This is a genomic window from Streptomyces sp. S186, from assembly GCF_051603415.1.
Classification (GTDB): domain Bacteria; phylum Actinomycetota; class Actinomycetes; order Streptomycetales; family Streptomycetaceae; genus Streptomyces.
The window spans coordinates 5,616,118-5,641,853 of sequence record NZ_CP193932.1 but is presented as its reverse complement, the minus strand read 5'-3'; the positions used below and the strand labels follow the sequence as shown (position 1 = coordinate 5,641,853).

Sequence of the window (25,736 nt, the reverse complement as noted above, 5' to 3'; positions counted from 1 at the left end):
CCCGTGGGAGGAGTCGGCCGCGCGCCGGAAACGGGGGCGACCCGTCGGCGTAACACGCCCGTTCCACGCTGGCCGGCATGGACGCCGTCGCCACCGCCCCGGTCGAGACCCACTGCCCCTACTGCGCCCTGCAATGCGGCATGGGGCTGCGGCCCGCCGCCGGGCCGGGCCCGGCCGTGGAGGTCGTGGAGCGGCCCGCGTTCCCCGTGAACCGGGGCGCGCTGTGCGGCAAGGGGCGCACCGCGCACGAACTGCTCTCCCCCGGGGCGCGGTTGACGTCTCCCCTGGTGCGCGACGCGGACACCGGGCAGCTGGTGCCGACCGGTTGGGACGCGGCCCTGGACCGGGTCGCGGAGGGGCTGCGGCGGGCCGGCGCGGTGTACGGGCGGGACGCGGTCGGGGTGTTCGGCGGCGGCGGGCTGACCAACGAGAAGGCGTACGCGCTGGGGAAGTTCGCGCGGGTGGTGCTGGGCACGTCGCAGATCGACTACAACGGCCGGTTCTGCATGTCGTCGGCCGCGGCGGCGCAGGGCCGGGCGTTCGGGCTGGACCGGGGGCTGCCGTTCCCGCTGGCCGATGTGGCGCGGACCGGGTGTGTGCTGCTGGTCGGCTCCAACCTGGCGGAGACCATGCCGCCGGCGCTGCGCTATCTGACCGAACTCAGGGAGAACGGCGGGCGGCTGATCGTCGTCGATCCGCGCCGGACCCGCACCGCCGAACAGGCCGATCTGCATCTGGCGCCGCGCCCCGGCACGGACCTGGCGCTGGCGCTGGGCCTGCTGCACCTGGTGGTCGCCGAGGGCCGCACGGACGAGGAGTACATCGCGGCCCGCACCAACGGCTGGCCGGCGGCGCGGGCCACGGCGATGGCGCACTGGCCGGAGCTGGTCGAGCGGATCACCGGGGTGCCGGTGCCGCAACTCCGGGAGGCCGTGGCGCTGTTCTGCGACGCGCCGTCCTCGATGGTGCTGACCGCGCGCGGCCCGGAACAGCAGGCGAAGGGCACCGACACCGTGGGGGCGTGGATCAACCTGTGCCTGGCCACCGGGCGGGCCGGCCGGGAGCTGTCCGGCTACGGCTGCCTGACCGGCCAGGGCAACGGCCAAGGAGGGCGCGAACACGGCCAGAAGGCCGACCAGTTGCCCGGCTACCGGCGGCTGGACGACCCGGCGGCCCGCAGGCATGTGGCGGCGGTGTGGGGGGTGGACCCGGATGCGCTGCCCGGGCCGGGCCGCAGCGCCTACGAGCTGCTGGACGCGCTGGGCGGCGAGATACGGGCGCTGCTGCTGATGGGCTCCAACCCGGTGGTGTCGGCGCCGCACGCCGCCCATGTGGAGGAGCGGATCCGGGCGCTGGACTTCCTGGCGGTGGCGGACGTGGTGCTGTCCGAGACGGCGGCGCTGGCGGACGTGGTGCTGCCGGTGGCCCAGTGGGCGGAGGAGACCGGGACGACGACGAACCTGGAGGGCCGGGTGCTGCTGCGCCGCCGGGCCCTGGACCCGCCGCCCGGGGTCCGCACGGACCTGGAGGTGCTCGGCGGGCTCGCGGCGCGGCTGGGGCACCCGGCGGGCTTCCCGGCCGACCCGGAGGAGGTCTTCGAGGAGCTGCGGCGCGCGTCGGCGGGCGGGCCGGCGGACTACTCGGGGATCACCTACGCACGGATCGCGGCGGAGGACGGGGTGTTCTGGCCGTGCCCGGCGACCCCGGCGGGCACGGCAGGCACTGCGGGTCCGGCGGGCACGGCGAAGGGCGCGACGCGGGCCGTGACAGGGGCTCAGGCGGCCTGCGGCACGCCGGCCGGGGCCCCGGGCCATCCCGGCACGCCGCGGCTCTTCCTGGACCGGTTCGCGACGTCCGACGGCCGGGCCCGCTTCGCGCCGGTCACGCACCGCCCGGCGGACGAGGAGCCGGACGCCGGCTACCCGGTGGTGCTGACCACGGGGCGGGTGCCGGCGCAGTACCAGTCGGGCGCGCAGACCCGCCGGGTGGCCGCGCTGAACGCCGCCGAGCCCGGCCCCTACGTCGAGCTCCACCCGCGGCTGGCGGACCGGCTCGGGATAGCCGACGGCGAGCCGGTCGCGGTGGTCTCCCGGCGCGGCCGGGCGGTGGCGCCGGCCCGGGTGAGCCCGGCGATCCGCCCGGACACGGTGTTCATGCCGTTCCACTGGCCGGGCGAGGGCCGGGCCAACAACCTGACCAACCCGGCGCTCGACCCGGTGTCCCGGATGCCGGAGTTCAAGGTGTGCGCCGTACGGGTCGAGCGGCCGGCGCCGTAGCGCCTGCCCGACGGGCCCGCGTGGCCCCGGGCCCCCGGAGGCCCGTCAGTGGGCGTCGAGTTCCTTGAGGTAGGCGGCGCGGGTCTCCTCGTCCAGGAACGACGCCAGGAAGGAGTTGCGGGCGAGCGTCCGCAGCGTCGCCTCGTCCAGACCGAGGGCGTCCCGTACGGCGGTGAAGTTGTCGTCGGCGTAGCCGCCGAAGTAGGCCGGGTCGTCGGAGTTGAGGGTGACCAGCAGGCCGGCGTCCAGCATGGCGGGCAGCGGGTGGTCGGCGAGGTCGTCGACGACCCGCAGCCGGACGTTGGACAGCGGGCACACGGTCAGCGGGATGCGGTCGGCGACCAGGCGGGCGACCAGGCGCTCGTCCTCCATGCAGCGCACCCCGTGGTCGACCCGGTCCACCCCGAGGAGGTCCAGCGCCTCCCACACGTAGGCCGCCGGGCCCTCCTCGCCCGCGTGGGCCACGCACTTGAGACCGGCCTCCCGGGCCAGCGCGAAGACCTCCTGGAACTTCGACGGCGGGTGGCCGACCTCGGCGGAGTCCAGGCCGACGGCGGCGATCCGGTCCAGGTAGGGGCGGGCCGCCTCGAACGTCGTCAGGGCCGACTCGGCGCTCTCGTCGCGCAGGAAGCACATGATCAGCCGGGTGGTGATGCCGTACGCCTCCGGGGCGGCGTCCAGCGCCCGGCAGAGACCGCGGACGACCGTGCCCAGGGGGACGCCGCGGGAGGTGTGCGCCTGCGGGTCGAAGAAGATCTCGGCGTGCCGTACGCCCTGTTCCTTGGCGCGCGCCAGATAGGCGTGCGCAAGGTCCGCGAAGTCGTCCTCGGTGCGCAGCACCTCCATCAGCGCGTAGTAGAGGTTCAGGAAGGACTGCAGGTCGGTGAAGGAGTAGGCGCGGCGGAGCTCGTCCTCGGTGGCGTAGGGCAGGGTGACGCCGTTGCGTTCGGCGAGCGTGAAGGCCAGGCCGGGCTCCAGGGTGCCCTCGATGTGGAGGTGGAGTTCGGCCTTGGGGAGGGGCCGGTGGGCGGGGGCGCTCGCGGGGGGGGGAGGGCACGGGTCACACCTGTTCTGCTGTGCTGCGGGGCGGGTTTCCTGTTCGGGCCGCGCGGGACGGCCGCCCTTGATGGACGAGTCCGCCCGTACGGGACGAGTCGTCCAGGCTATCCGGGGGACGTGCCGGCGGCGCGGCCGGTCCAGTGGCCGCCGGCGATCGGTGTGCCGCCGGCGCGCAGGCGGGTGGCGAGGGGCTCGGCCGCCAGGTAGACCCAGGCCCGGACGGTGCTGCCGTCCGGGCGGACGGCCTCGGTGACCACCCGTTCGTAGAGGTTGCCGGCGCCGGCCGGGGTGCCCGGGGTGTAGCCCTCCAGGTGGTCCAGCGCGGCCCGGACCGCGTCGTAGTCGGTGTCGCGGGGGTGGATCAGCGCGCCGTGCACCACCGCGTCGGCGGGCCCGGTGGTGGCGTACGGGTAGCCGGGGCCCTCGTAGAGCACCGCGCCGGCGATCCGGGCCGGTTCCTCGGTAGCGGTCCGGCCGCGCAGGGTGCGGGCGTAGTTGACCTGGCCCGGTCGCAGCGTCCCGTAGACGAAGAACGGCAGGCGCTCGGCCTCGGTGGTCATCTGTCCCCTCCACGGACTGTGCGGTGACGCGGTGTCGGCAATCGGGGCGCCGTGCGCGCGGCGCGGCCGTAGTGACGTCGCCTACGGCCGTCCCCCGAGTGCAACCATGCCAGCCCGTGGCACGTCGCAGCTTGCGATATCGATCGCGCGAGCGATTCCCGGCGCGACGGGTGCCGGGGGACGGGGAACGGGGGACGTCATGGGGCGGCGGGCACTGCTGGGGTGGATACGGCGCGTGCGGCTGCCGCGGACGCGGCGCGGGCAGCGCCGGGCGTTCCAGGTGGTCGTGGCACTGTCGGTGCTCGCGCTGCTGCCGGCGACCTGGCTGAACGCCACCGCCGGACCGCGCGTCCGTACGGTCGCCGATGTGCCGGCCGCCCCGGTGGCGGTGGTGTTCGGTGCCGGCCTGTGGAACGGCGAGCCGTCGCCGTACCTCGCCCACCGGCTGGACGCGGCCGTGCAGCTCTACCGGGCCGGCCGGGTACGCGCCGTCCTGGTAACCGGCGACAACAGCCGCCACGATTACGACGAGCCGGACGCGATGCGCGGCTATCTGGTGCGGCACGGCGTCCCCACCCACAAGATCGTCGGCGATTACGCGGGGTTCGACACCTGGGACTCCTGTACGCGCGCCCGCCGCATCTTCGGGGTGGACCGGGCGGTGCTGGTCAGCCAGGGGTTCCACATCCGGCGGGCGCTGGCACTGTGCACGGCCGCCGGGATCGACGCGTACGGCGTCGGGGTCTCCGACAAGCACGACGTGACCTGGGCGTACGGCGAGGTGCGGGAGATCTTCGCGGCGGGCAAGGCGGCCGCGGAGGCGGCGCTGCGGCCCGATCCGCACTTCCTCGGCCCCAAGGAGAAGGGCCTGGCGCAGGCGCTCCGTTAGCGCGCCGCCGCCCGGCCCTCCTCTGTGGCGCGTGGCTCTATCGCGTGTGGCTCCGTGGCGCGTGGCCGTCAGCCGCTCTGCTCTTCGGTGCCGTTCTGGGTTCCGTCTCCGCCCTGGTTATCCTGCCCTCCCTGGTCGTCCTGGGTTCCGCCGCCGCCCTGGCTGTCGTCCGAGCTCTGGGTGTCGTCCGAACTCTGGGTGTCGTCCGAGCTCTGGGTGTCGGCAGAGCCCTGGGAGTCGGCAGAGCCCTGGGAGTCGCCCCCGCTCTGGCTGCCGGCCCCGCTCTTGGCCTCGCCCGAGCCCTGGGTTCCGCCCCCGCCCTGGGTGTCGCCGCCGCTCTGGGTCTCACCCGTGGCCTGGGGCGCCTCCCCGGCCTGTGAGGCGCGGTCGTAGAGGCTGAGGATCTCCTTCCCGAAGTACGGGCTGTAGGAGGTCCGGTCGCTGTGCGGGCCCCGGGGGCCGCCGCCGTTGACGCCGCCGATGACGCCGATGACCTTTCCGGTCCGGGTGCGCGGGTCGTAGCCGGCCAGCCAGGGGCTGCCCGAGGTGCCGCCGTAGAACCCGTTGCACTCCATGCGGAGTTGGCGGGTGCCCGCCAGGCGCTGGGTGGTGGCGGTGCAGCGCACGGCCCGGTCCGCCGGGTCGCTGTGGACGCTGGGGTAACCGATGACGTTGACCTGGTTGCGGTAACCGGGCGTCGCAGTGAGGGTGTTGGCCCCGGTGACGTCCTCGATGTGCCGGCCGTTGTCGTCCGGGGCGACGGTGGCGAAGGCGAAGTCGAGGTCGGCGCCGCCCCCGGTGGTGGCGCGGTCGGCGTAGGCGTAGTTGTCCTCGATGGCCCACACCCCGTAGGGCTGGCTGTCCTCGCCGGACTGGTACTGGGGCACGAACGCGGCGCGCGCGCCCGCATTGCAGTGCCCCGCGGTGAGGATCAGATTGCCGTGCGGGCTGTGCACCACACTGGCGGTGCAGTGGTGTTCGCGGGCCTCCCCGTCGACGGAGAACAGCACACCGACGGACGGGATGCCCTCGAAGTGCTCGGCGGTCGGCGCGTTTTGGGATGCCGGGGCGGGCTGCCCGCTGCCGCGGCGCACGGGCGGGGCGGCCGACGCCATCCGCCGCGCGGTCCAGAACGCCTTGGCGTCCTTGTTGGTCCACGCGCCGCCGTGGTGGGACTCATGGGTGACGGTGGGGTGGTTTCCGTGGTTTCCGTGGGTTCCGTGGTGTCCGGGGTCGGTCTCGGCGGCGTGGCCCGCGGGGGTGCCGGCGAGGCCGAAGGCCATACCGAGGGCGAGGGTCACCGCCCTGGCACGTCGGCGCGTCCGCCCTGCGTCCGCCTTCGGCACGTCGCCCTTCCACCGCGCGTCAGTTGCACCTGGCACGTCAGCCGTCATCGACACGTCAGCCGTCCTCGACACGTCGGTCTTCCTCGGCACGTCAGCTCGTCTCCTCTGCGACCCAGGCGAGATAGCCGGCACCACCGTGGGTGACGGGGGTGGCGATGATCTCCGGGGTGTCGTAGTCGTGCGCGTCGAGGAGGTACGCCTCCAGCGCCGCGTAGCGTGCGGTCGCCGTCTTGAACAGCACCTGCCACTCCTGGCTGGTCTCCACGGCATTGTTCCAACGGAACACCGAGGTCACCGGCGCACTGATCTGGGCGCAGGCGGCGAGCCGGCCCTCGATGGCGCCGCGCGCCAGCTGCTCGGCCTTCTGCGCGCTGTCAGTGGTCGTCATCACGGTCAGGAATCGCGCCGGGGGCCCGGTCCGGGCGGGGGCGGCGGAGGGTTCGTTGAGGGCGGTGGGGTCGGCCACGGTTACTCAGCCTTCGCGGTCGGGGTGGAAGTGGGTGGGTCGCACGTTTCGGCCTCCCGCCCATCGATCTTTCAATCTTTCGATCAAGGGATCGCCTCGCATCGTACGGACCACAGTGATCAACTGGCGCACGGCGGGCCGCCCTTTACCGGCAAGCACCCGGACGTCCCATTGCGTCCGGGTCCGCAGATGCCGACGGGGAACGTCCCGGTTGCGGCGCGCGGGGCACGGAGAACGATGGAGAGGGAAGTCCAGCCGTCGGCTCAGGCCCGCGAGCCGGTCCGCACGCGAAAGGCGAGCGCCATGGTGAACCTCGAAATCCTCGTCCGCGACCAGCTCGCCGACGCCCGGGCCTCCGCCCACGGACGGAGCGCTCATCTCTTCGTGCACGACGGGCCGCTGAGGCAGACGGTGATCGCGTTGCTGGCCGGCACCGCGCTGGACGAGCACAACGCGCCGCCGGCGGCGAGCCTTCAGGTGCTGCGCGGCCGGGTCCGGCTGACCGGCCCGGGCGGCGGCCAGGAGCTGCTCGCCGGGCATGTCACGGCGATCCCGCACGCGCGGCACGGCCTGCGCGCGCTGGAGGACTCCGTGGTGCTGCTGACGGCCGTCACGGAGGTGCCCGAGCGGCCACGGCACGTCGCGGCGGGCGCGCCGAGCACGGCGGCGGTCCGCACCTGACGGCGATCTTCCGCGGTGAAGCGAGCCTTCCACTTCCCACCCGCTTCGCGGTCTTCATATTTTTCTGAATCTTCCGTAGCATTGAGTCATGAGCCGATTGAATCTGCCGAACCAGCCAGACCTGCCGAACGAGCCAGATCCGCCAACTCCTCCGATCCCTCCGATCCCTCCGACCCCTTCGCCCCCTCCAGACCCGCCCAACTCACCGAAGATCTCCGGCGCCCGGCCGATGCGGTCGATCGAGCCCCTGCGATCGGCCGGGCCCCTGCGATCGATCGGACCGGTGCGGTTGACCGGCGCGAAGGAGACCCTGCTCGCGACGCTCTACGGCCGCGCCCTCGACTGCCGGGCACGGCGCCCGATCCTCGGCGACACCATGGCGCTCGACGCCGCGCGCCGCCTCGACTACGACTTCGCGCGGCTGCGGATCGGCCCCGGCGGCGCGGCCGCAGTCGCCCTCCGCGCCCGGCAGTTGGATCTCTGGACGGCCCGCTTCCTCGGCGAACACCCGGACGCGACGGTGGTGCACCTGGGCTGCGGTCTGGACACCCGCGTCCACCGCCTCGGCCCCGGTCCCGGGGTGCGGTGGTTCGACGTCGACTTCCCCGAGGTCATCGACCTCAGGCGGCGACTCTTGCCCGAACCGCCCGGCTACACCGCCATCCCCTCATCCGTCACCGATCCCGCCTGGGTGGACCGCATCCCGGCAGACCGACCCACGATGATCGTGGCCGAGGGACTGCTGATGTACCTCACCGAACGGGACGGCACCGCGCTGCTCCGCCGGCTGATGACCCATGCGCCCGGCGGCGGGCTGGCGTTCGACTTCTTCAGCCGGTTCGCGGTCCGCGCGGCGCGCCTGAACACCGTCATCGTCCGGACCGGATCGACGCTCCACTGGGGCGGCGGCCCCGCCGACATCGCCCGGCTGTGTCCCGGACTGGAGATCGTCGAGACCTTCGGCGCCCTGGAGATACCGGACATCGTCCGGCTCCCCGCCCGCTATCGGGCACTGGCCCGCCTGACGCACCTCATACCCGGCGTCCGGGAGATGTCCCGGCTCTACAACTGCCGCTTCTGACGGGACGGTTGACGCTCCACCCCTGCCCCGAGCCTCCCCCGCCCGGCCTCCCCTCCCCCTCAGGCGGCGAACCACTGATCGTAGGCCAGCTTGCAGAGGAGAACGATGACGACGAGGACGAGCACACCGCGGACGAAGCCGGTGCCCCGCTTCAGGGCCATCCTGGCCCCGACCGTGCCACCGACGAGGTTGAAGAGGGCGAGCAGCACGCCCAGTTGCCACAGGATCGTGCCCTGGAGGGCGAACATCGTCAGAGCGCCGATGTTGGTGCAGACGTTGACGACCTTGGCGGTGGCCGACGAGGTGACCAGGTCCATATGGAGCACGGCGGCGAGCGCGACGACGAGGAACGCGCCGGTGCCGGGGCCGATCAGGCCGTCGTAGAAGCCGATCCCCAGGCCCGCGATCAGGATCGCGGCCAGCACGCGCCGCCGCGAGACCGGGCCGGCGGGCATGGCGACGGTGCCGAAGGTCGGGCGGACGAGGACGAAGACGAGCACGCCCAGCAGGACGGCCATGATCAGCGGTCGCAGCACCTCGCTGTTGATCCCGGCCGCGAAGAACGCCCCGCCCAGCGAACCGGCCATCGCCGCGGCGCCGATCCGCAGCGCGGTGCCGACGTCGATCGGCGCCTTGCGGAGGTAGGTGACGGCGGCCGCGGTGGTGCCGACCACGGCGGTGGACTTGTTGGTGCCGAGGACGTACACGGTGGGCACGTGCGGGAGTCCCACCAGCAGGGCCGGGAGCAGGAGCAGGCCCCCGCCGCCCACCACCGCGTCGATCCATCCCGCGGCGAGGGCGGCCAGGCAGAGCAGGGCCAGTGTGAACAGCGATATGTCGGAGGGCACCAGGGGATCTTATGAAGAAGTGGCGATGAAGGAGTGGCGATGGAGGAGGACCGATGAAGTGCCGCTGAAGGAGTGCCGAGCCGGGCCGGCGAACAACGTCGAGCGAGGAGACGGGCAACGAGGCGCCGGGAGCGCGCCCGGGCGTTCACCCGCGGCGTGTCTATGCTCCGGGGCATGGAGACGCCGACGAGCCCCGATGTGCCCATGGACGCCGAGCAGCGCGGGGAGCCCGCGAAGCCCGCGGAGCCCGCGGGAGTCGCGGTGGGGACGGCCATGGGGGCGCGCCCCGCCTTCTCCCTCGGGGGGACGACGGTTGTCGGGCGGCTGGGGTTCGGCACCGGCGGTCTCGTCGGCCCCGGGTATTGGGGGCTGCGGCACGAGGACCCCGAGCGGGCCCTGGGGGTTTTGCGGCGGGCCGTCGACCGCGGCGTCACCCTGATCGACACCGCCGACAACTACGGCCCGGACGTGGCGGAGGAGTTGGTGGCCCGCGCCCTGCACCCGTATCCGGAGGGACTGGTCATCGCGACGAAGGGCGGGGTCGTCCGCACCGGCCCGGACGTCTGGCACATCGCCGGCCGTCCGGAGCAGCTGCGCGCCATGTGCGTGGCGAGCCTGCGGCGCCTCAGGACGGACACCATCGACCTCTACCAGCTGCACCGGCTGGACCCCGAGGTCCCGATGGCCGACCAGCTGGGCGCCCTGCTGGAACTCCAACAGGCCGGCAAGATCCGCCACATCGGCCTGGACAGCATCGACGCCGCCCAGCTGGCCAAGGCCCGCGCACTGGCCCCGATCGCGTCCGTACAGAACCGCTACAACCTCCTCGACCGCGCCTCCGAGGACGTGCTGAAGCTGTGCGAGCGGACGGGGACGGCGTTCCTGCCGTGGTTCCCGCTGGGCAACGGCAGGCTGACGGGCGGCGGCGACGGCCGTTCGTCCCGCGGGGGTGGCGCTGCTGCCACCGTTGGCTCTGCCGGTGCCGTTGGCTCCGTCGGCCCTGCCGGTGCCTCCAGCTCCGCCCGGCCTGTCCGTCCTGTCCGTCCTGTCCGTCCGGCTCATCCCGCCGACGCTCTGGCCTCGGTTGCTGCGGCCCACGGGGCGACCATCGGTCAGATTGCCCTGGCCTGGCTGCTCCACCGCTCCCCCGTCCTGCTCCCGACCCCTGGCACCGGCTCCCCCGCCCACCTCGACGAGAACCTGGCCGCAGCCCGGATCTCCCTCACGGAGGAGGAGTTGGCGCGACTGGATGTCCTGGATGCCCTCGACAAGCCGGAGGGGCTGGAGGGGTTGGACGGAGGTGCGGAGAGCTGAGGCAGCGGCAGTGCGCCTGTCGTGGTCTGCCGCGGCCTGTCGCAAGCTGCCATGGCGGGAAACATTTCGCGGGCGAACCCGGCCACTGTGGCCGACCAAGGCGAGTTTATCGATCCAAGAGCCCTACGCGTCCGTGCCACCTGCCTCGGAGTAAAAAGTGCGCGTCGAAGACGAAGACACCTACATGGAAGACGACATGCTCGTCTACTACGACGACAAGCCGTTCACCGGCGAGGTCGTCGCACGCGACGGGGAGGGCCGGATGGTGAGCCTCGTGACCTACCTCGAAGGCATGGAGTCGGGGCCGCAGACCCACTGGTATTCCGACGGCACGAAGAAGGCGGAAGGGGCCGCCAATTTGGGGACGCCCATGGGCGAATGGCTCAAGTGGCACCCGAACGGCCAACTCTCCGAGCGTTCGGTCTTCAACCCCAAAGGGCGGTACGTACAGCGCCAGCGCTGGGACAAGAGCGGCAACCTCACGCTGGACAAGTCCTACAACCCCTGAGGCGCCGCTTTGGTACCCATCGAATACGAAGACCGTCACCGGGACGACGGGATGCGTCTCCACTGCGGGGACGATCTCGTCACCGGCGAGGTCGTCGCACGAGACGGCCGGGGGCGAATAGTCACGGTGGGCGAGTCCTACGAATGACGGACCATCCGCCCGTTTCCGAGTATCACAACAACCAGGAGAGAGCGACCGTGTCACAGGAAATTTCGAATCCGCCCGCCACCGCTGAGGACGCGCTTGCGATCGTCCCGAGCCGTTATGCGGAGCCGAAGCTTGCGGACGGATCGCCGGCGCCGCTGCGTGTCCACGAATTCGACACCGGATATCTGGTGTACCCGTCGTTTCCCGAGACCACCGATGCGGCGGGACGGCCGCAGCCTGCGCCGCCCGGCGGCTCGAAGGTCGTCGTGGTGAAGGCCACCGGCGAGACGGTCACCGTGCCCAATCTGCCCACGGAGTCGGCCATTGCCCTCTTCCGTAGGCAGCGGCAGGCGTAGGCATAGGCGTAACGCCTCAGGTCGGTCGGTCCGTACGGGAGGCGGCAGCAGCCCGTAGACGGGCGCCGCGGCTCTTGGCTACGCGGCGGATCTCGGTGAGGGACTCCGTCAACTCGACCGTGAGGAGCTGGAGTTCGCCGGACGTCCAGTTGCGTCCGGCGAGGAGGCGACGGGCGTCCTCGATCAGGCCGTCGGCGAGGAGGAGTTGGGCCTCCTCGATGTCGTCGGCCATACGGGACACGAAGCCGGTCCCGTCGCCGAGGACGAAGCAGGGCTTGCCGTCGGGGCTCGACCACGGCAGAAGCCGCGGGGTAGCGTCGGTCATGTCGTCAACCTCCAGGGGGTTGGTGGCCATGCCCCCGGACCGGCGCACACCGGTCGCGGGGGTCTTGTTCGCGGCGAGAATGAGTACCGGGTGTAGTCAATTGGTCACCGTGGCAACGCAACGGGCAATAGGATTGGTGTGGTTGAACGGCAGAGTTCAATGGTGCGACCTGCCGTGCTGCCGACGTGCGCCCACATGACGAGAGGTCATTGCGTTGGACGAGACGACCGCACCCGACCACTTGAATCCGCTACAGCGCTTCGGCCGGGACATCAAACAGGTACGCCTGGCACGCAAGCTCACGCAGAAGCATCTGGCCAAGGCGACCGGCTACACCGACGGCTACGTCAGCAAGGTCGAGTCGGGGACGCTGCTGCCCCGGCCCAGCCAGAAGTTCGCCAAGGGCTGCGACAACGCGTTCGGGACGGGCGAGTTGTTCGCGGGGATGCTGCGGAGGATCGACGAGGGGGAGCACCCGTCGTGGTTCGTTCCGTACCTGAATCTGGAGCGGAAGGCCTCGCGGATCCTGAACTATGAGACCAACCTCGTGGCAGGCATGGTTCAGACGGAGGACTACGCTCGGGCCGTCTTCCAGGTATCCAACCCCCAGGCAACTGCGGAGGGGATCGAGGACAAGGTTGCGGCGCGGCTACGGCGGCGAGAGATGTTCGAGCGGGAAACGCCGCCGCGCCTGTGGGTCATCCTTCATGAGGCCTGCATGCGAACCGTCGTCGGTGGTGCAAAGGTGATGGCCGGACAGCTTGACCACCTGCTGACGGTAGCCGCGTCACGACACGTCGAGCTCCAGGTCATGCCGTTCTCGGCGGGCATCCCCGCGACGTCGACAATGCCCTTCACTGTGTTGCGCTTCACGCACGCCCCCGCGGTGCTGTACACGGAGACCCGGGTAGGAGGCAGGATGCACGACTCCGAACAAATGGTCGACGCCGCCCTGGATGACTACGATCTGCTCAGGGCGCATGCGTTGTCCCCGGATGAATCACTGCCCCTGATCAAGAACTTGCTGAAGGAGTACCGAACATGAACCCCGCCTTGGATCTCGCCAGAGCGCAGTGGATCAAGTCGTCCTACAGCGAAGGAAACGGGGGGATGTGCATCGAGTTCTCCCCCGCCCACACCCAAACGCACGGCCTCGTCCCCGTCCGCGACAGCAAGGCCCCCCACCACCCCCCGATCATCATGTCCGTTAACGGCTGGTCCTCCTTCATCTCCGCGGTCAAGAATGGGGAGTTCGCCGTCTGAGGACCGTCTGAGGTCCGTCTGAGGAGGAGCGCCCGTGGATCTGCGTGACGATGCCCGTGACCTGGCCGACGAGTTGGTGCGGATGCGGCGGGCGCTGCATCGGATTCCGGAGACGGGGCTCGAACTCCCCCGTACGCAGGAGGCGGTGCTCGCCGCGCTCGACGGGCTGCCGCTGGAGGTGCGCACCGGCGAGCAGGTGAGTTCGGTGACGGCGGTGCTGCGCGGGGCCGCGCCCGGGCCCGTGGTGCTGCTGCGCGGGGACATGGACGCGCTGCCGGTCGCCGAGCGCAGCGGGCTGGACTTCGCCTCCGACAACGGGCGGATGCACGCCTGCGGGCACGATCTGCACACCAGCATGCTGACGGGCGCGGCGAAGCTGCTGTCCGCGCACCGGGACCGGCTCGCCGGGGATGTGGTGTTCATGTTCCAGCCGGGCGAGGAGGGGCACGACGGGGCCCGGTACATGCTCGCGGAGGGCGTGCTGGAGGCCGCGGGGCGGCGGCCGGTGGCGGCGTATGCGCTGCATGTGATGGCGGCGGGCCAGGCGAGCGGGGTCTTCGGGGCGCGCGGCGGGCCGATGATGTCGGCGTCCAATGTGCTGCGGGTGACGGTGCGCGGGACGGGCGGGCACGGGTCGATGCCGCACCGCGCCAAGGACCCGGTGCAGGCGGCGTGTGCGATGGTGACGGCGTTGCAGGCGTGGATCACGCGGAGCTTCGACGTCTTCGACCCGGTGATCCTGTCGGTGGGCACGTTCCACGCGGGGACGCAGCAGAACGTGATCCCGGAGACCGCGGTCTTCGAGGCGACGGTGCGGAGTTTCTCGGCCGCCGCCCAGGCGCGGGTGAAGGACGGGACGGTCGAGGTGTGCCGGGGCGTCGCGGCGGCCCACGAGGTGGCGGTGGACGCCGAGTTCGTCGAGATGTATCCGGTGACGGTGAACGACGACGCGGAGGCGGAGTTCGCGGCGCACACGGTCCGGGAGGCGCTGGGCGAGGAGCGGTTCGCGCCGCGGCGCAATCCGCTGCCGGCGTCGGAGGACTTCTCGCGGGTGCTGGACGAGGTGCCGGGCGTGATGATGCTGCTGGGGGCGCCGCCGGCCGGGGCGGATCCGGAGCGGAGCGCCAACAACCACTCGCCGCTGGCGGAGTTCGACGACGCGGTGCTGGCGGACGGGGCGGCGGTGTACGCGGAGTTGGCGGTGCGGAGGCTGGCCGAGCCTTCCCTTCCGGGGGCTCGTTCCTAGAACGTTCTTAGAACGTTCTTAAGACCCGGCACTATTCACGTGGGCATGACATCGAAGCTCAAGAGTTCACAGTTCACACGAGTAGTCGCCGCCTCGCTGGCGCTGACGGCCGCGTCCGCCATGCTCTCCGGGTGCGGGACGGCCGAGGCCGGGACGTTGCAGGGCGGGCGGCTGACGCTGCCGGTGGCCGGGGGGACCGCCACGGTCGACACCGCCACGCTGGCGGTGAGCGCCCGGGCCGGGGACGGGACGTCGCTGGTGCTGTCGGAGGCGGCCGCGGGCGGGCTCGGCGCGCCCGGGCCGGTGACGCGTACCGCCGACGGGGCGCGCTGGACGTATCCGGCCAAGGGGCTGTCGGTGACGGCGCGTTCGGAGCAGGGACGGCTGCGGATCGGTATCCGGGCCGACCGCAAGCAGTCGGTGAACTGGCCGGTGACCGGGACCGACCGGACGGCGTCGTCCGTACAGGTGGCGCGCGGGGAGGGGCTGGACATCCCGGTGCGGGACGCGTTCTGGAACTCCGAGCGGGGCGGGCTGGCCGGGAGCACGGTGGACGTGGGCGGGGAGCTGTCGCTGCCGTTGTGGGGGTATTCCATGGGTGCGCCCCAGGGTGGCGACACCGCCCGGCACGGGGTGAGCTATCTGACGCCCACGGACATCGGGACGTCGTTGAAGTTCGCGTCGCAGGGCGGGAAGCTGCGGGCCACGGCCGGGCACGACTTCGACGCCGGGGAGGGGACGCGGGACTACGAGGTGTCGTTCGCGCTGACCGACGGGAATCCGATCGCGCCGGCGGCCGACTACCGGTCGTATCTCGCCCAGCACGGGCAGCTCGGCAGCCTCCGGGAGAAGATCCGGAGGAATCCGGCGACCGGGAAGCTGCTGGGGGCGTTCCACGCCTATCTGTGGGGCGAGGCGCGGACCGCGGCCGGGGTGGAGAAGCTGAAGAAGCTGGGCATCGACCGGATGTGGCTCGGCTACGACTCCGGGCCGAACCCGATGGACGCGAAGGCCGCCGCGGCCGCCAAGCGGGCGGGGTATCTCGTCGGGCCGTACGACACGTACGCCAACGGGCAGGACCCGAAGACCGCCGACAGCCCCACGTCGAAGTGGCCGGGGACGGTGTATCCGGACTTCTGTGTCCGTAAGGCGGACGGGAAGCCGGAGACCGGGTTCGGGAACCGCGGGTGCTATCTGAGCTCGCAGGCGTTCGAGAAGGCCGAGCCGGCCAGGCACTACCTGGCGGACCGGGCCCGCGCGATGACCGCCAACGGGGCGGAGAGCTACTTCCTGGACGTGGACGCGACCGGTGAGGTGTTCCGCGATCACGGCAAGGGCCACGAGATGACCAAGGCCGGGGACCGGGAGAACCGGCTCGCGCGGATGCGGCGGCTCGCGCAGCGGTTCGTCCTGGGCTCGGAGTCCGCGCAGCCGTGGGCCAACCAGGAGCTGGCCTACGACCACGGCTCGGGGACGCCGGTCGGCGACGGGCTGTGGAAGCTGGAGCGCGACAAGGAGAAGTGGGGCGGCTACTTCCCGCAGAACGCCCCGAAGAACGCCTTCATGCCGGTATCGCTGCCGGCGGACCTGGCCACCGCGATGTACGACCCGAAGTACCGGGTGCCGCTGTACGAGACGGCGCTGCACGAGTCGCTGGTCAACGTGGAGCGGTGGGAGCTGCCGTACGACAAGCTCCCGGACCAGAAGACCACCCGGGCGCTGCTGGGGATGCTCTACAACACCCCGCTGAACTTCTCGCTGAACGGGCCCTCGCTGGAGAAGAACGGGAAGGAGCTGGCGGCGCTGCAGAAGTTCTTCGGGCCGCTGCACCGCGCCGCGGGAACCGAGCGGATGACGTCGTTCCGGTGGCTGACGGCGGACCGGAGCGTGCAGCGGACGGTGTTCGGGGACGGGACGCTGACCGTGACCGCCAACTTCGGCAGCGCGGCGCACGACGGGCTGCCGGGCGGCTGTGTGGAGGCCAGGCTGCGGGGCGAGGCGCAGGCGCGGCGGCTGTGCCCGACGCAGGTCAACAGCTGATCGGCGCGGGGCGACCACTGGTCGGTGCGGGTCGACAGCTGATCGGGGCAAGATCCCTCACACCCCGGCCCGCCCCCCGCTGAGGCTCGCGTTCCGCCGGGGAAACGCGGGCGATCCCGGCGGGTAACAGCGGCGTCGCAGGCTGTCGGTATGACGTTGACGGGCACTGCGCTCACGGGCACCGCGCCCCGGGGCACGACGGGTACCGGCGCCGCACCGGCGGGGCCCGCGCCGTCCCCCGGGGCCGGGGCGGGGGCGCGGGTGGTCGTGGTCGGCGGCGGGATGGCCGCCGCCCGGCTCGTCCAGCAGCTGGCCGCGGTGGCGGACGGTACGGGCGGGCGGCCACCGCGGGTGACCGTCCTCGCCGAGGAGCCGCACCCGCCCTACAACCGGGTGCTGCTCGCCGAGGTGCTCGCCGGCCGTTACCCGGCGCAGGTGATCGCGCTGCCGGCGCCGGCCGCCGGAGTGGCCTGGCACGGCGGCGTACGGGTGGTCCGGATCGACCGGGGCGGCCGGCGGGTGCGGTGTGCGGACGGGCGGGAGTTCGGCTACGACGCGCTGGTGCTGGCCACCGGCGCCCATCCCGTACTGCCGCCGCTGCGCGGTCTGTTCGGGCCCGGCGGGCCGGAGCTGCCCGACGGGGTGCGTCCGTTCCGCACGCTGGACGACTGTGCGGCGCTGGCCGCGGCGGTCCGGCCCGGCCTGCCGGCGGTGGTGATCGGCGGCGGGCTGCTCGGGGTGTCCGCGGCCCGGGCGCTTGCCGCGTGCGGGGCGCAGGTCCTGCTGGCCCACCAGGGCAGCTGTCTGATGGAACGTCACCTCGATGCGGAGGCGGGGGAACTGCTCCGGGAGCACCTCGCAGGACTCGGCGTGGAGGTGCACACCGAGTGCCGGGCCCGTGGCGTGCGGACCCGTCCGGTGCCCGGCGCCGGTCCGGCGGGCCGTCGCCGGGTGCACGGCGTCGAACTGGCCGACGGGCATGTGCTCGACGCCGGCGTGATCGTGGTGGCGTGCGGGGTCCGCCCCCGTACCGGGCTCGCCCGGGACGCCGGACTGGACGTCGGCGTCGGCATCCGGGTGGACGGCGCGCTGCGCACCAGCGACCCGCACATCCACGCCGTCGGCGACTGCGCCGAGCACCGCGGGACGGTGTACGGCCTGGCCGGCGCCGCCCAGGAACAGGCCGATGCACTGGCCCGGGTGCTGACCGGGCCCCGGCCCGCGGCGCCGTCCTACACCGGGACCCGGGCCCTGACCCGGCTCACCCTGCCGGGGCGGGACGCGCTGGATCTGGCCGCGTTCGGCGAGCCCGAGGCGCGCCCCGGCGACGACGTCGTCCGGCTCGCCGACGCCACCCGCGGCACCTACCGCAAGGTCGTGGTCCGCGGCGACCGCCTGGTCGGCGGGGTGCTCGTCGGCGCGCTCGGCAGCGTCGGCACGCTCGCCCGCGCCTGGGAGGGAGCGGAGCCGCTCCCGTCCGGCGGCCCCCTGCTCCACCTGCTCACCAACGACGGAGGCTCCTGATGTCCACGACGGCTTTTCGTGACCGGTCCCGCCCCACGATCGTGCTCGTCGGCCACGGCATGGTCGGCCAGCGCTTCCTGGAGGCGCTGGCCGGGCGCGGCCTGACCGCCACGCACCGCGTGGTCGTGCTGTGCGAGGAGCCGCGCCCGGCCTACGACCGGGTCCAGCTCACCTCGTACTTCTCGGGGACGACGCCGGAGGAACTCTCCCTGACCGACCCGAAGTTCCTCGACGAGCACGGCATCGAGCTGCACCTCGGCGATCCGGTGGAGACGATCGACCGCGCGGCGCGGAAGGTGACCGCCCGCTCCGGCCTGGCCGTCGAGTACGACACCCTGGTGCTGGCCACCGGCTCGTACCCGTTCGTACCGCCGGTGCCCAACAAGGACGCCACCGGGTGTTTCGCCTACCGCACGATCGAGGACCTGCGCGCGATCGAGGAGTACGCCAGGGACCGCGCCACGACCGGTGCGGTGGTCGGCGGCGGGCTGCTCGGACTGGAGGCGGCGGGGGCGCTCAAGGGCCTCGGGCTGACCTCCCACATCGTGGAGTTCGCGCCGCGGCTGATGCCGGTGCAGGTGGACGAGGGCGGTGGCGCGGCCCTGCTGCGGACCATCGAGGAGATGGGCCTGACGGTCCACACCGGCGTGGGCACCCAGGAGATCGTGACCGACGCGGCCGGCGCCGTCACCGGCATGAAGCTGTCCGACGGCTCCGAACTCGCCACCGACATGGTGGTGTTCAGCGCCGGCGTCCGCCCCCGCGACCAGCTCGCCCGCGACTGCGGACTGACGGTCGGTGAGCGCGGCGGCATCAGCGTCGACGAGCAGTGCCGCACCGTCACCGACCCGCGGGTCTTCGCGATCGGCGAGTGCGCGCTGGCCGCGGACGGCCGGGTGTACGGGCTGGTCGCGCCCGGCTACGAACAGGCCGAGACCGCGGCGGCCGCGCTCGCCGCCGACGACGGGGCCGAGCGGCCGGCGTTCACCGGCGCCGACCTGTCCACCAAGCTCAAGCTGCTCGGCGTGGACGTGGCGTCCTTCGGCGACGCGCACGGCACGGCCGAGGGCTGCCTGGACGTGGTCTACTCCGACTCCCGGGCGGGCCTGTACAAGAAGCTGGTCATCGCGGCGGACGGCACCCTGCTCGGCGGCGTCCTGGTCGGCGACGCGGAGGCGTACGGGACGCTGCGGGCGCTCACCGGCTCGGTGCCGCCGGTCGCGCCGGAGTCCCTGGTGCTGCCCGCCGGCACCGGCGGGGGCGACCGGCTCGGCCCGGGCGCGCTCCCCGACGACGCGGTCATCTGCTCCTGCCACAACGTCAGCAAGGGCACCATCCGCGGCGCGGTCACCGAGCACCGGTGCGCCTCCGTGCCCGAGGTGAAGAAGTGCACCAAGGCCGGTACCGGCTGCGGCAGTTGCGTGAAGGTGCTCGACCAGCTGGTCACCGCCGAACTGGAGGCGTCCGGCATCGAGGTCGACAAGGGCCTGTGCGGCTGCTTCGCCCAGACCCGCGAGGAGCTGTACGAGATCGTCCTGGCGCTGGGCGTCACCTCGTACCGGGAGCTGCTGGACGGGCACGGCCGGGAGGGCGCCCGGGGCGGCGAGGGCTGCGAGGTGTGCAAGCCGGCGGTGGCCTCGATCATCGCCTCCCTCGCCCCGTCGATCGGCGCGAGCGGCTACGTCCTGGACGGGGAGCAGGCGGCCCTCCAGGACACCAACGACCACTTCCTCGCCAACCTCCAGAAGAACGGCTCGTACTCGGTCGTGCCGCGCATCCCCGGCGGGGAGATCGCACCCGAGAAGCTGATCGTGATCGGCGAGATCGCCCGGGACTTCGGCCTCTACACCAAGATCACCGGCGGTCAGCGGATCGACATGTTCGGTGCACGGGTGGAGCAACTCCCGCAGATCTGGGCGCGGTTGGTGGACGCCGGCTTCGAGTCCGGGCACGCGTACGGCAAGTCGCTGCGCACCGTGAAGTCCTGCGTGGGCGCCACCTGGTGCCGCTTCGGCGTACAGGACTCGGTCCGGATGGCGATCGACCTGGAACTGCGCTACCGGGGGCTGCGCTCCCCGCACAAGCTCAAGTCCGCCGTCTCCGGCTGCGCCCGCGAGTGCGCCGAGGCCCAGTCCAAGGACTTCGGGGTGATCGCCACGGCCAACGGCTGGAACCTCTACGTGGGCGGCAACGGCGGCGCCACCCCGCGCCACGCCGACCTGCTGGCCCAGGATCTCTCCGACGCCGAACTGGTCCGCCTGATCGACCGCTTCCTGATGTTCTACATCCGCACCGCGGACCGGCTGGAGCGCACCTCGACCTGGCTGGAGCGGATCCCCGGCGGCCTGGACCACGTACGCGACGTGGTGGTGCACGACTCGCTGGGCATCTGCGACGAGCTGGAGCGGCTGATGCGGTCGCATGTCGCCCACTACCGCGACGAGTGGGCGGAGACCCTCAACGACCCCGAGAAACTCGCCCGGTTCGTGTCCTTCGTGAACGCCCCCGACACCCCCGACCCGGTCGTCGCCTTCGTCCCCGAGCGCGACCAGATCAAGCCCGACCTGCCGCTGCTGGCCATCGGCCGGCGCCCCCTGGACGACGCACTGGAAGGAACCTCCCAGCGATGACTCCGACACTTGAGACCACGACTCTTGAGACGACGACACTTGAGACCCCGACCCCTGAGACGACTCCTGGGACGACGACTCCTGAGACGACCGGCCTACAGGTCCAACTCCGCCTGGCAGACAGCTGGTTCACGGTCTGCGACCTGCGCCGGCTGGCTCCCGGCCGCGGCGTCGCCGCCCTGCTGCCGGACGGCCGCCAGGCGGCGCTGTTCCGGGGCCGCGGGGACCGGCTGTACGCCATCGGCAACCGCGATCCGTTCACCGGCGCCCCGGTCCTGGCCCGGGGGCTGACCGGCACCGCCGCGGGCCGCCCGTTCGTGGCGTCGCCGCTGCTCAAGCAGCGGTTCGACCTGGAGACCGGGGCGTGCCTGGACGACCCGTCGGTGTCCGTACCGGCGTACCGGGTGCGGACGCGCGCGGTGTGAGCGCCGGGCGTACGCTGGAATTCCCCTACCGAGGAGTACGGCGTGACCCGGTGGAACACCAGCCACATCCCCGATCAGACCGGCCGCGCGGTGGTCGTCACCGGCGCCAACAGCGGCCTGGGCTATGTCACCGCCCGTGAGCTGGCGCGGCGCGGCGCCCGGGTGGTGCTGGCCTGTCGCAGCGCGGAGCGGGGCGGCGCCGCGGTGGCCCGGCTGCGGTCCGAAGTCCCGTCCGCCGAGGTGGAGTTCCGGCCGCTGGACCTCGCCGACCTGGCGTCGGTACGGCACTTCGCCGAGGACCTCGGCGACTTCTGCGGCGACCGGCTCGACCTGCTGATCAACAACGCGGGTGTGATGGCGCTGCCGTACCGCACCACCGCGGACGGCTTCGAGATGCAGTTCGGCACCAACCACCTGGGGCACTTCGCGCTCACCGGGCTGCTGCTGCCCCGGCTGCTGGCGACGCCCGGGGCGCGGATCGTGACGGTCTCCAGCATGCTGCACGTCCTGGCCGACGTGAAGCTCGACGACCTCGACGGCGCGCGCTCCTACCACCGCTGGATCGCCTACGGCCGGTCGAAGAGCGCCAACCTGCTCTTCACCCACGAACTGGCCCGGCGGCTGGCGGCAGCCGGCTCGCAGGTCGTCGCGGCCGCCGCGCACCCCGGCTACGCGCACACCAACCTCCAGACGGCTGGCGTCCGCATGGAGGGCCGCCGGACCGCCGAGCGCCTGGTGGAGCTGGGCAGCCGCGTGCTCGCCCAGCCCGCGGACGGCGGCGCCCTGGGCACGCTGTGCGCGGCCACCGCCCCGCACATGCGCCCGGACGCCTTCATCGGGCCGCGCAACGGGCTCCGCGGCGCCCCGGCCCCCTGCTTCCGCGCCCCCTGGACGCGTAGGGACTCCACCGCCGAACGACTCTGGGCGGCGTCCGAGGAGCTCACCAAGGTGCGGTACGACTTCACCGTCCCCGGGGCCTGAGCCCTGGCCCGGCCGGGGCGCGCCCGCTGCACACGGGGCGCGCCCGCGGGCCTGAGGGGGCGCGCGCCCCCGTGTTCACCGTCAAAGCTTCCGCGTTCACCGTCAAAATCGCGTGAAGATCGCCGTGCGGTGCGCCAAGGGCGCGCCAAGACCGCTCGTCGTCCGCCGAGACCGCCCTCACGCTGAGCTGGTCCCACCCAGTGCCGCACGGAGGTACGACGAACGATGTCGACGGTGTCGCAGCCCGCAAACCGGCCGGAGCAGCCGCCCCCGGCGACCGCCACCGACTCCGGCGCCGCCGGCCCGGCCGCCGGCCCCGACCCGGCCGCCGACCGGCACCGCCTGACCGCCCTCCAGGGCCTGGCCGCCCTCTCCCTCGACGCGATGGCCTCCGTCGCGTACGGACCGGAGTCGATCGTGCTGGTGCTGGCCACGGCCGGCGCCTACGGACTGGGCTTCACCCTCCCCGTCACACTCGCCATCGCCGCACTGCTGGCCGTGCTGGTGGCGTCCTACCGCCAGGTCATCGCCGCCTTCCCCAACGGCGGCGGCTCGTACGCGGTGGCCAAGACCCACCTGGGGCGCCGCTCGGCCCTGGTCGCCGCCGCCTCGCTCGTCCTGGACTACATCCTCAACGTCGCGGTGTCGGTGACCGCCGGCGTCGCCGCCCTGACCTCCGCCTTCCCCGGCCTCTACGGCGACCGGGTGTGGATCTGCCTGGCCGTGCTGATCCTGGTGACCGCGATCAACCTGCGCGGCATCGCCGACTCGGCACGGGCGTTCCTCCTCCCCACCGCCGTCTTCGTCGCCGCGATCCTGGCGATGATCGTGGTCGGCCTGTTCCGCGACGCGCCGGCGTCCACCGCCAGCGCCGCGGGCCACGTCTCCGTCCTCGCCGAGAACGCCACCTCCGTCGGCGCGCTGCTGCTCCTGAAGGCGTTCGCGTCCGGCTGCTCGGCGCTGACCGGCGTGGAGGCGGTCGCCAACGCCGTGCCGTCCTTCCGCGCCCCCGCCACCCGGCGCGCCCAGCGCACCGAGGTCGCGCTCGGCGCCCTGCTCGGCGCGATGCTGATCGGCCTGTCGCTGCTCATCGGCCGCTTCCACCTCCAGCCGGTCGAGGGCGTCACCGTCCTCGCCCAGCTCGCGGACGCCTCGCTCGGCCACAACTGGGCCTTCTACGTCGTCCAGTTCGCCACCATGGTGCTGCTGGCGCTGGCCGCCAACACCTCCTTCGGCGGACTGCCGGTGCTGATGGGCCTGCTGGCCCGCGACAACTACCTGCCGCACGTCTTCGGCCTGAAGGCCGACCGCCAGGTCCACCGCCACGGCGTACTGGCGCTGGCCGCCGTCGCCGCCGCGCTCCTGGTCTTCTCCGGCGGCGACGTCAACACCCTCGTCCCGCTCTTCGCCATCGGCGTCTTCGTCGGCTTCACGCTCTGCCAGGCCGGCATGGTCCGGCACTGGCACCTGGAGCGGTCCGCCGGCTGGTTCGGCAAGGCGCTGCTCAACGGCTTCGGCGCGGTGCTCACCGCCGCCGCCGCGATGGTGGTCACCGCCACCAAGTTCACCGACGGCGCCTGGCTGATCGTGATCGCGCTGCCGCTGCTGGTCCTCGCCTTCGAGGCCGTCCACCGGGCCTACGCGCGGATCGGCGACCGCCTCGGCCTGGGCCGGGTGCCCGAACCGCCGCGGCGCGCCCGCTCGTTGGTCGTCGTCCCCGTCTCCCACCTGTCCCGGCTGACCGGCGAGGCGCTCAACGCGGCGGTGTCGATGGGCGACGAGGTGATCGCCGTGACCGTCACCCACGCCGAGGACCGCCCCGCCGCGGAGGCGCTGCGCCGCGACTGGGAACTGTGGAACCCGGGCGTCGACCTGCTGGAACTGCCCTCCCCCACCCGTTCCCTGGGCCGCCCGATCGCCTCCTACGTCCGCGACCTGACGGCCCGCCGCCCGGACGCCCGGGTCACCGTCCTGATCCCCGAGGCCGAGCCCGCCCATGTGTGGCAGCGGCTGCTGCAGAACCAGCGGGGCGGGGTGGTGGCGCATGCGGTGCGGCGGGATACGGATGCGGTGATCTGTCGGTTGCGGTTTCGGCTGACGCCTTAGTTTCCCGTACGTCGTCGGCTGTCCCACCGTGGTGGGGCTCTCTTCTCCGCCTTCGGCGGAGGGGGTTGTTGTTGGGGCGGGGCCCCTGTTGTGTGGTGGGTGACGGGTTCGGGGCCTCCGGGGCGGGTGTTCGGACTGCTTCGCTTTACGTCCGAACACCCACCCCTCCGGCCCCAAACCCTCCCGCCGGTGAGCGGGACCGCGCCCCGTTCGTGGGAGAGGTACAAGCAGCCGTGCGTGCGGCCGGGCAAGCGGGCGGGCGGGCCGGTTACGGGACGCTCAGCTTCGGCCCATCATCCACCCACCGTCCACCGTCCATCCACCCCGTGGCCATGACCACCTCTTCGGCGATGTCCGGGACCGAGCGGCCGTCGGTCGGCACCCGCAGCGTGTCGGCGGCCACCCGCTCGTCCAGCAGCCGGGCCTTACGGGCGCTGTTCGCCAGCTCCCGGTCCAGCTCCGAGCCCCGCTCGCGGGCGGTGAGCCGCTCGGTGACCGTGGCGTCGGTGCCGGTCAGCAGCACCCGAACGATCCGCACGCGGGCCCCCATGGCCCGCTCGAACATCCCGGTGCTCTCCGGCAGCACACTGACGGTGTTGACGTACACCATCCGTCGACATCCGATCCGGACGTAATTCGCCCACACCGCAGCCAGGTTGCGCTCGGTGATGGCCGCCCGCGACGGATCCCCCTCCGGAGCCGGATGCACCTGCCCCATGAAGTCACCGTCCATGACGGCGTGCCCGACCTCCGCGTCCCGCAGCAGCGCGGAAACCTCCCACCCGACCGTCGTCTTCCCGACCCCGGCCCGCCCCCCGATCAACAACACTTCGGCCACCCCGTCACGGTCACGGTCCGCCATCCACGCCCCTCCTGGTCATTTGTCCCGCCAGGCTGACATCCCCCACCACTCCCACCCCACCGATTTTCCGCACCCATGCCCCACGGCGCACGACGGCCCCACCTCCCTCCCGCCCGAACGACTTCCGCACCCGCCACCCACCACACACAGGGCGCCCCCGCCCAACACCCCCGCCGAAGGCGGAACCCCCACCACGGCGGGCCAGCCAAGAGACAGCGATCACTGGTGTCGACACCCACACAACTTGGCCGAATCTCGCCTTCCGACAGCACGTACTTCCTGGGCTCCCCAAGAAGCCCGGAGGACTGGATCGACCGGTCCTGCCCCAGGGGCTGGACCGGATCCGTCGCGCCCGCCAGCCACCGAACAGCATCAATTCGCCGCCAATTAGGGGGAGTTGGATACGAGCCCACTGCCGGCCCGGGGCGACTCGAAGGAGGCGGTGCGGCTTGACAAGGCCGCCGACGGGGCTCCGACGTTCGAGAACGTACGGCACACGAACGTAACCTTCCGCGAGCGGCCCGCACTTGGTGCCGTGTCGCAACTGCGCGAGGCCCCGCCGCCCGGCGGGGACGCCCAGTGGGCCGACACGGCGGCGGCGTACGACAATTTGCCGCCGGAAATCCGGAAGCGGAACGAGGGCGCACGGGCGGCGCACGACTATCTCCCGGGCTTCACCCACTTCTGCCCTCCAGCCCAACTGGCCTTACTTCAGGGGGAGTTCCCGTCCAGGAGCATCCGGTGGTACACCGACACCCGGAGACCGGACGCACCGGCCGTACCAGGACCGGCCCCCGGCTGGT

General features: G+C 72.5%; 22 protein-coding genes and 2 pseudogenes. 17 read left to right on the top strand and 7 right to left on the bottom strand.

Going from position 1 to position 25,736, the window contains the following annotated elements; all coding sequences use genetic code 11:
- Positions 1–77: 77 nt before the first annotated feature.
- The gene (locus ACRAS8_RS24255; RefSeq protein WP_438488103.1) at positions 78–2,276 is read left to right on the top strand and encodes a molybdopterin oxidoreductase family protein; all 2,199 of its coding nucleotides are present in this window, start codon (positions 78–80) and stop codon (positions 2,274–2,276) included.
- Between the two features lie 45 nt (positions 2,277–2,321).
- On the opposite strand, the pseudogene ACRAS8_RS24250 reads toward ACRAS8_RS24255, so the two are convergent.
- Together ACRAS8_RS24250 and ACRAS8_RS24245 are read right to left on the bottom strand one after the other, a co-directional pair.
- Positions 2,322–3,296, bottom strand: a pseudogene (locus ACRAS8_RS24250) (adenosine deaminase); the annotation flags it as partial.
- Between the two features lie 143 nt (positions 3,297–3,439).
- On the bottom strand, positions 3,440–3,895 hold the full coding sequence (locus tag ACRAS8_RS24245) for a gamma-glutamylcyclotransferase family protein (protein ID WP_438490584.1): 456 nt from the start codon (positions 3,893–3,895) through the stop codon (positions 3,440–3,442).
- Between the two features lie 199 nt (positions 3,896–4,094).
- Between ACRAS8_RS24245 and ACRAS8_RS24240 the strand changes: the two genes are divergently transcribed.
- Complete coding sequence (locus ACRAS8_RS24240) at positions 4,095–4,784, top strand: SanA/YdcF family protein (protein WP_438488102.1); 690 nt, start codon at positions 4,095–4,097, stop codon at positions 4,782–4,784.
- 68 nt (positions 4,785–4,852) lie between these two features.
- Here the strand turns inward: ACRAS8_RS24240 and ACRAS8_RS24235 are convergent, their stop codons facing one another.
- Together ACRAS8_RS24235 and cutA are read right to left on the bottom strand one after the other, a co-directional pair.
- A complete protein-coding gene (locus ACRAS8_RS24235; RefSeq protein WP_438488101.1) occupies positions 4,853–6,130 on the bottom strand; it encodes a trypsin-like serine peptidase in 1,278 nt (425 codons plus the stop codon).
- Between the two features lie 91 nt (positions 6,131–6,221).
- The gene (cutA, locus tag ACRAS8_RS24230; RefSeq protein WP_438488100.1) at positions 6,222–6,596 is read right to left on the bottom strand and encodes a divalent-cation tolerance protein CutA; all 375 of its coding nucleotides are present in this window, start codon (positions 6,594–6,596) and stop codon (positions 6,222–6,224) included.
- A 303-nt stretch (positions 6,597–6,899) separates the two neighbouring features.
- Between cutA and ACRAS8_RS24225 the strand changes: the two genes are divergently transcribed.
- Both ACRAS8_RS24225 and ACRAS8_RS24220 read left to right on the top strand, forming a co-directional pair.
- Positions 6,900–7,277, top strand: coding sequence for a cupin (locus ACRAS8_RS24225; protein WP_438488099.1), 378 nt, complete (start codon positions 6,900–6,902; stop codon positions 7,275–7,277).
- Between the two features lie 283 nt (positions 7,278–7,560).
- On the top strand, positions 7,561–8,358 hold the full coding sequence (locus ACRAS8_RS24220; protein WP_438488098.1) for a class I SAM-dependent methyltransferase: 798 nt from the start codon (positions 7,561–7,563) through the stop codon (positions 8,356–8,358).
- Positions 8,359–8,417: 59 nt separating this feature from the next.
- Here the strand turns inward: ACRAS8_RS24220 and ACRAS8_RS24215 are convergent, their stop codons facing one another.
- A complete protein-coding gene (locus ACRAS8_RS24215) occupies positions 8,418–9,206 on the bottom strand; it encodes a sulfite exporter TauE/SafE family protein (RefSeq protein WP_438488097.1) in 789 nt (262 codons plus the stop codon).
- Positions 9,207–9,380: 174 nt separating this feature from the next.
- On the opposite strand from ACRAS8_RS24215, the gene ACRAS8_RS24210 reads away from it, so the two are divergent.
- The 3 genes from ACRAS8_RS24210 to ACRAS8_RS24200 all read left to right on the top strand — a co-directional run bounded on the left by ACRAS8_RS24210 (position 9,381) and on the right by ACRAS8_RS24200 (position 11,531).
- On the top strand, positions 9,381–10,520 hold the full coding sequence (locus tag ACRAS8_RS24210) for an aldo/keto reductase (protein WP_438488096.1): 1,140 nt from the start codon (positions 9,381–9,383) through the stop codon (positions 10,518–10,520).
- Between the two features lie 184 nt (positions 10,521–10,704).
- Positions 10,705–11,028, top strand: a complete 324-nt coding sequence (locus ACRAS8_RS24205; protein WP_438488095.1) for a toxin-antitoxin system YwqK family antitoxin — start codon at positions 10,705–10,707, stop codon at positions 11,026–11,028.
- Positions 11,029–11,225: 197 nt separating this feature from the next.
- Positions 11,226–11,531 carry a hypothetical protein gene (locus ACRAS8_RS24200; RefSeq protein WP_438488094.1) on the top strand — a complete coding sequence of 102 codons (306 nt, stop codon included), beginning with the start codon at positions 11,226–11,228 and terminating at the stop codon, positions 11,529–11,531.
- Between the two features lie 16 nt (positions 11,532–11,547).
- On the opposite strand, the gene ACRAS8_RS24195 is transcribed toward ACRAS8_RS24200, so the two are convergent.
- Positions 11,548–11,856 carry a hypothetical protein gene (locus ACRAS8_RS24195; protein ID WP_438488093.1) on the bottom strand — a complete coding sequence of 103 codons (309 nt, stop codon included), beginning with the start codon at positions 11,854–11,856 and terminating at the stop codon, positions 11,548–11,550.
- Positions 11,857–12,070: 214 nt separating this feature from the next.
- Between ACRAS8_RS24195 and ACRAS8_RS24190 the strand changes: the two genes are divergently transcribed.
- The 9 genes from ACRAS8_RS24190 to ACRAS8_RS24150 all read left to right on the top strand — a co-directional run bounded on the left by ACRAS8_RS24190 (position 12,071) and on the right by ACRAS8_RS24150 (position 24,071).
- Positions 12,071–12,901: a helix-turn-helix domain-containing protein gene (locus ACRAS8_RS24190; protein WP_438488092.1), complete on the top strand. Its 831-nt coding sequence runs from the start codon at positions 12,071–12,073 to the stop codon at positions 12,899–12,901.
- Positions 12,898–13,119, top strand: coding sequence for a DUF397 domain-containing protein (locus tag ACRAS8_RS24185; RefSeq protein ID WP_438488091.1), 222 nt, complete (start codon positions 12,898–12,900; stop codon positions 13,117–13,119). Before ACRAS8_RS24190 ends, ACRAS8_RS24185 begins: the two co-directional genes overlap by 4 nt.
- Positions 13,120–13,153: 34 nt before the next feature.
- Entirely contained in the window at positions 13,154–14,365 is a 1,212-nt protein-coding gene (locus ACRAS8_RS24180; RefSeq protein ID WP_438488090.1) for a M20 metallopeptidase family protein, read from the top strand.
- Positions 14,366–14,410: 45 nt separating this feature from the next.
- Positions 14,411–16,405, top strand: a complete 1,995-nt coding sequence (locus tag ACRAS8_RS24175) for a glycoside hydrolase (RefSeq protein ID WP_438488089.1) — start codon at positions 14,411–14,413, stop codon at positions 16,403–16,405.
- Between the two features lie 150 nt (positions 16,406–16,555).
- Positions 16,556–17,929: an NAD(P)/FAD-dependent oxidoreductase gene (locus ACRAS8_RS24170; RefSeq protein WP_438488088.1), complete on the top strand. Its 1,374-nt coding sequence runs from the start codon at positions 16,556–16,558 to the stop codon at positions 17,927–17,929.
- Positions 17,929–20,559, top strand: coding sequence for a nitrite reductase large subunit NirB (gene nirB, locus ACRAS8_RS24165; protein WP_438488087.1), 2,631 nt, complete (start codon positions 17,929–17,931; stop codon positions 20,557–20,559). The genes ACRAS8_RS24170 and nirB overlap by 1 nt, the downstream gene beginning before the upstream one ends.
- A complete protein-coding gene (gene nirD / locus ACRAS8_RS24160; RefSeq protein ID WP_438488086.1) occupies positions 20,556–20,984 on the top strand; it encodes a nitrite reductase small subunit NirD in 429 nt (142 codons plus the stop codon). The genes nirB and nirD overlap by 4 nt, the downstream gene beginning before the upstream one ends.
- Before the next feature lie 42 nt (positions 20,985–21,026).
- The gene (locus tag ACRAS8_RS24155) at positions 21,027–21,965 is read left to right on the top strand and encodes an oxidoreductase (protein WP_438488085.1); all 939 of its coding nucleotides are present in this window, start codon (positions 21,027–21,029) and stop codon (positions 21,963–21,965) included.
- Between the two features lie 225 nt (positions 21,966–22,190).
- Positions 22,191–24,071 carry an APC family permease gene (locus tag ACRAS8_RS24150; RefSeq protein ID WP_438488084.1) on the top strand — a complete coding sequence of 627 codons (1,881 nt, stop codon included), beginning with the start codon at positions 22,191–22,193 and terminating at the stop codon, positions 24,069–24,071.
- Positions 24,072–24,339: 268 nt separating this feature from the next.
- On the opposite strand, the gene ACRAS8_RS24145 is transcribed toward ACRAS8_RS24150, so the two are convergent.
- On the bottom strand, positions 24,340–24,933 hold the full coding sequence (locus ACRAS8_RS24145; protein WP_438488083.1) for a hypothetical protein: 594 nt from the start codon (positions 24,931–24,933) through the stop codon (positions 24,340–24,342).
- 391 nt (positions 24,934–25,324) lie between these two features.
- On the opposite strand from ACRAS8_RS24145, the pseudogene ACRAS8_RS24140 reads away from it, so the two are divergent.
- Positions 25,325–25,704: pseudogene (locus ACRAS8_RS24140) on the top strand (TauD/TfdA dioxygenase family protein); the annotation flags it as partial.
- Between the last annotated feature and the right edge of the window lie 32 nt (positions 25,705–25,736).

What these genes read in the sequence shown, in the direction of transcription:
- ACRAS8_RS24255 (WP_438488103.1), top strand. Translation starts at nt 78, where the DNA reads ATGGACGCCGTCGCCACCGCCCCGGTCGAGACCCACTGCCCCTACTGC.
- ACRAS8_RS24245 (WP_438490584.1), bottom strand. Translation starts at nt 3,895, where the DNA reads ATGACCACCGAGGCCGAGCGCCTGCCGTTCTTCGTCTACGGGACGCTG.
- ACRAS8_RS24240 (WP_438488102.1), top strand. Translation starts at nt 4,095, where the DNA reads ATGGGGCGGCGGGCACTGCTGGGGTGGATACGGCGCGTGCGGCTGCCG.
- ACRAS8_RS24225 (WP_438488099.1), top strand. Translation starts at nt 6,900, where the DNA reads ATGGTGAACCTCGAAATCCTCGTCCGCGACCAGCTCGCCGACGCCCGG.
- ACRAS8_RS24210 (WP_438488096.1), top strand. Translation starts at nt 9,381, where the DNA reads ATGGAGACGCCGACGAGCCCCGATGTGCCCATGGACGCCGAGCAGCGC.
- ACRAS8_RS24205 (WP_438488095.1), top strand. Translation starts at nt 10,705, where the DNA reads ATGGAAGACGACATGCTCGTCTACTACGACGACAAGCCGTTCACCGGC.
- ACRAS8_RS24195 (WP_438488093.1), bottom strand. Translation starts at nt 11,856, where the DNA reads ATGACCGACGCTACCCCGCGGCTTCTGCCGTGGTCGAGCCCCGACGGC.
- ACRAS8_RS24185 (WP_438488091.1), top strand. Translation starts at nt 12,898, where the DNA reads ATGAACCCCGCCTTGGATCTCGCCAGAGCGCAGTGGATCAAGTCGTCC.
- ACRAS8_RS24175 (WP_438488089.1), top strand. Translation starts at nt 14,411, where the DNA reads ATGACATCGAAGCTCAAGAGTTCACAGTTCACACGAGTAGTCGCCGCC.
- ACRAS8_RS24170 (WP_438488088.1), top strand. Translation starts at nt 16,556, where the DNA reads ATGACGTTGACGGGCACTGCGCTCACGGGCACCGCGCCCCGGGGCACG.
- nirB (WP_438488087.1), top strand. Translation starts at nt 17,929, where the DNA reads ATGTCCACGACGGCTTTTCGTGACCGGTCCCGCCCCACGATCGTGCTC.
- nirD (WP_438488086.1), top strand. Translation starts at nt 20,556, where the DNA reads ATGACTCCGACACTTGAGACCACGACTCTTGAGACGACGACACTTGAG.
- ACRAS8_RS24150 (WP_438488084.1), top strand. Translation starts at nt 22,191, where the DNA reads ATGTCGACGGTGTCGCAGCCCGCAAACCGGCCGGAGCAGCCGCCCCCG.
- ACRAS8_RS24145 (WP_438488083.1), bottom strand. Translation starts at nt 24,933, where the DNA reads ATGGCGGACCGTGACCGTGACGGGGTGGCCGAAGTGTTGTTGATCGGG.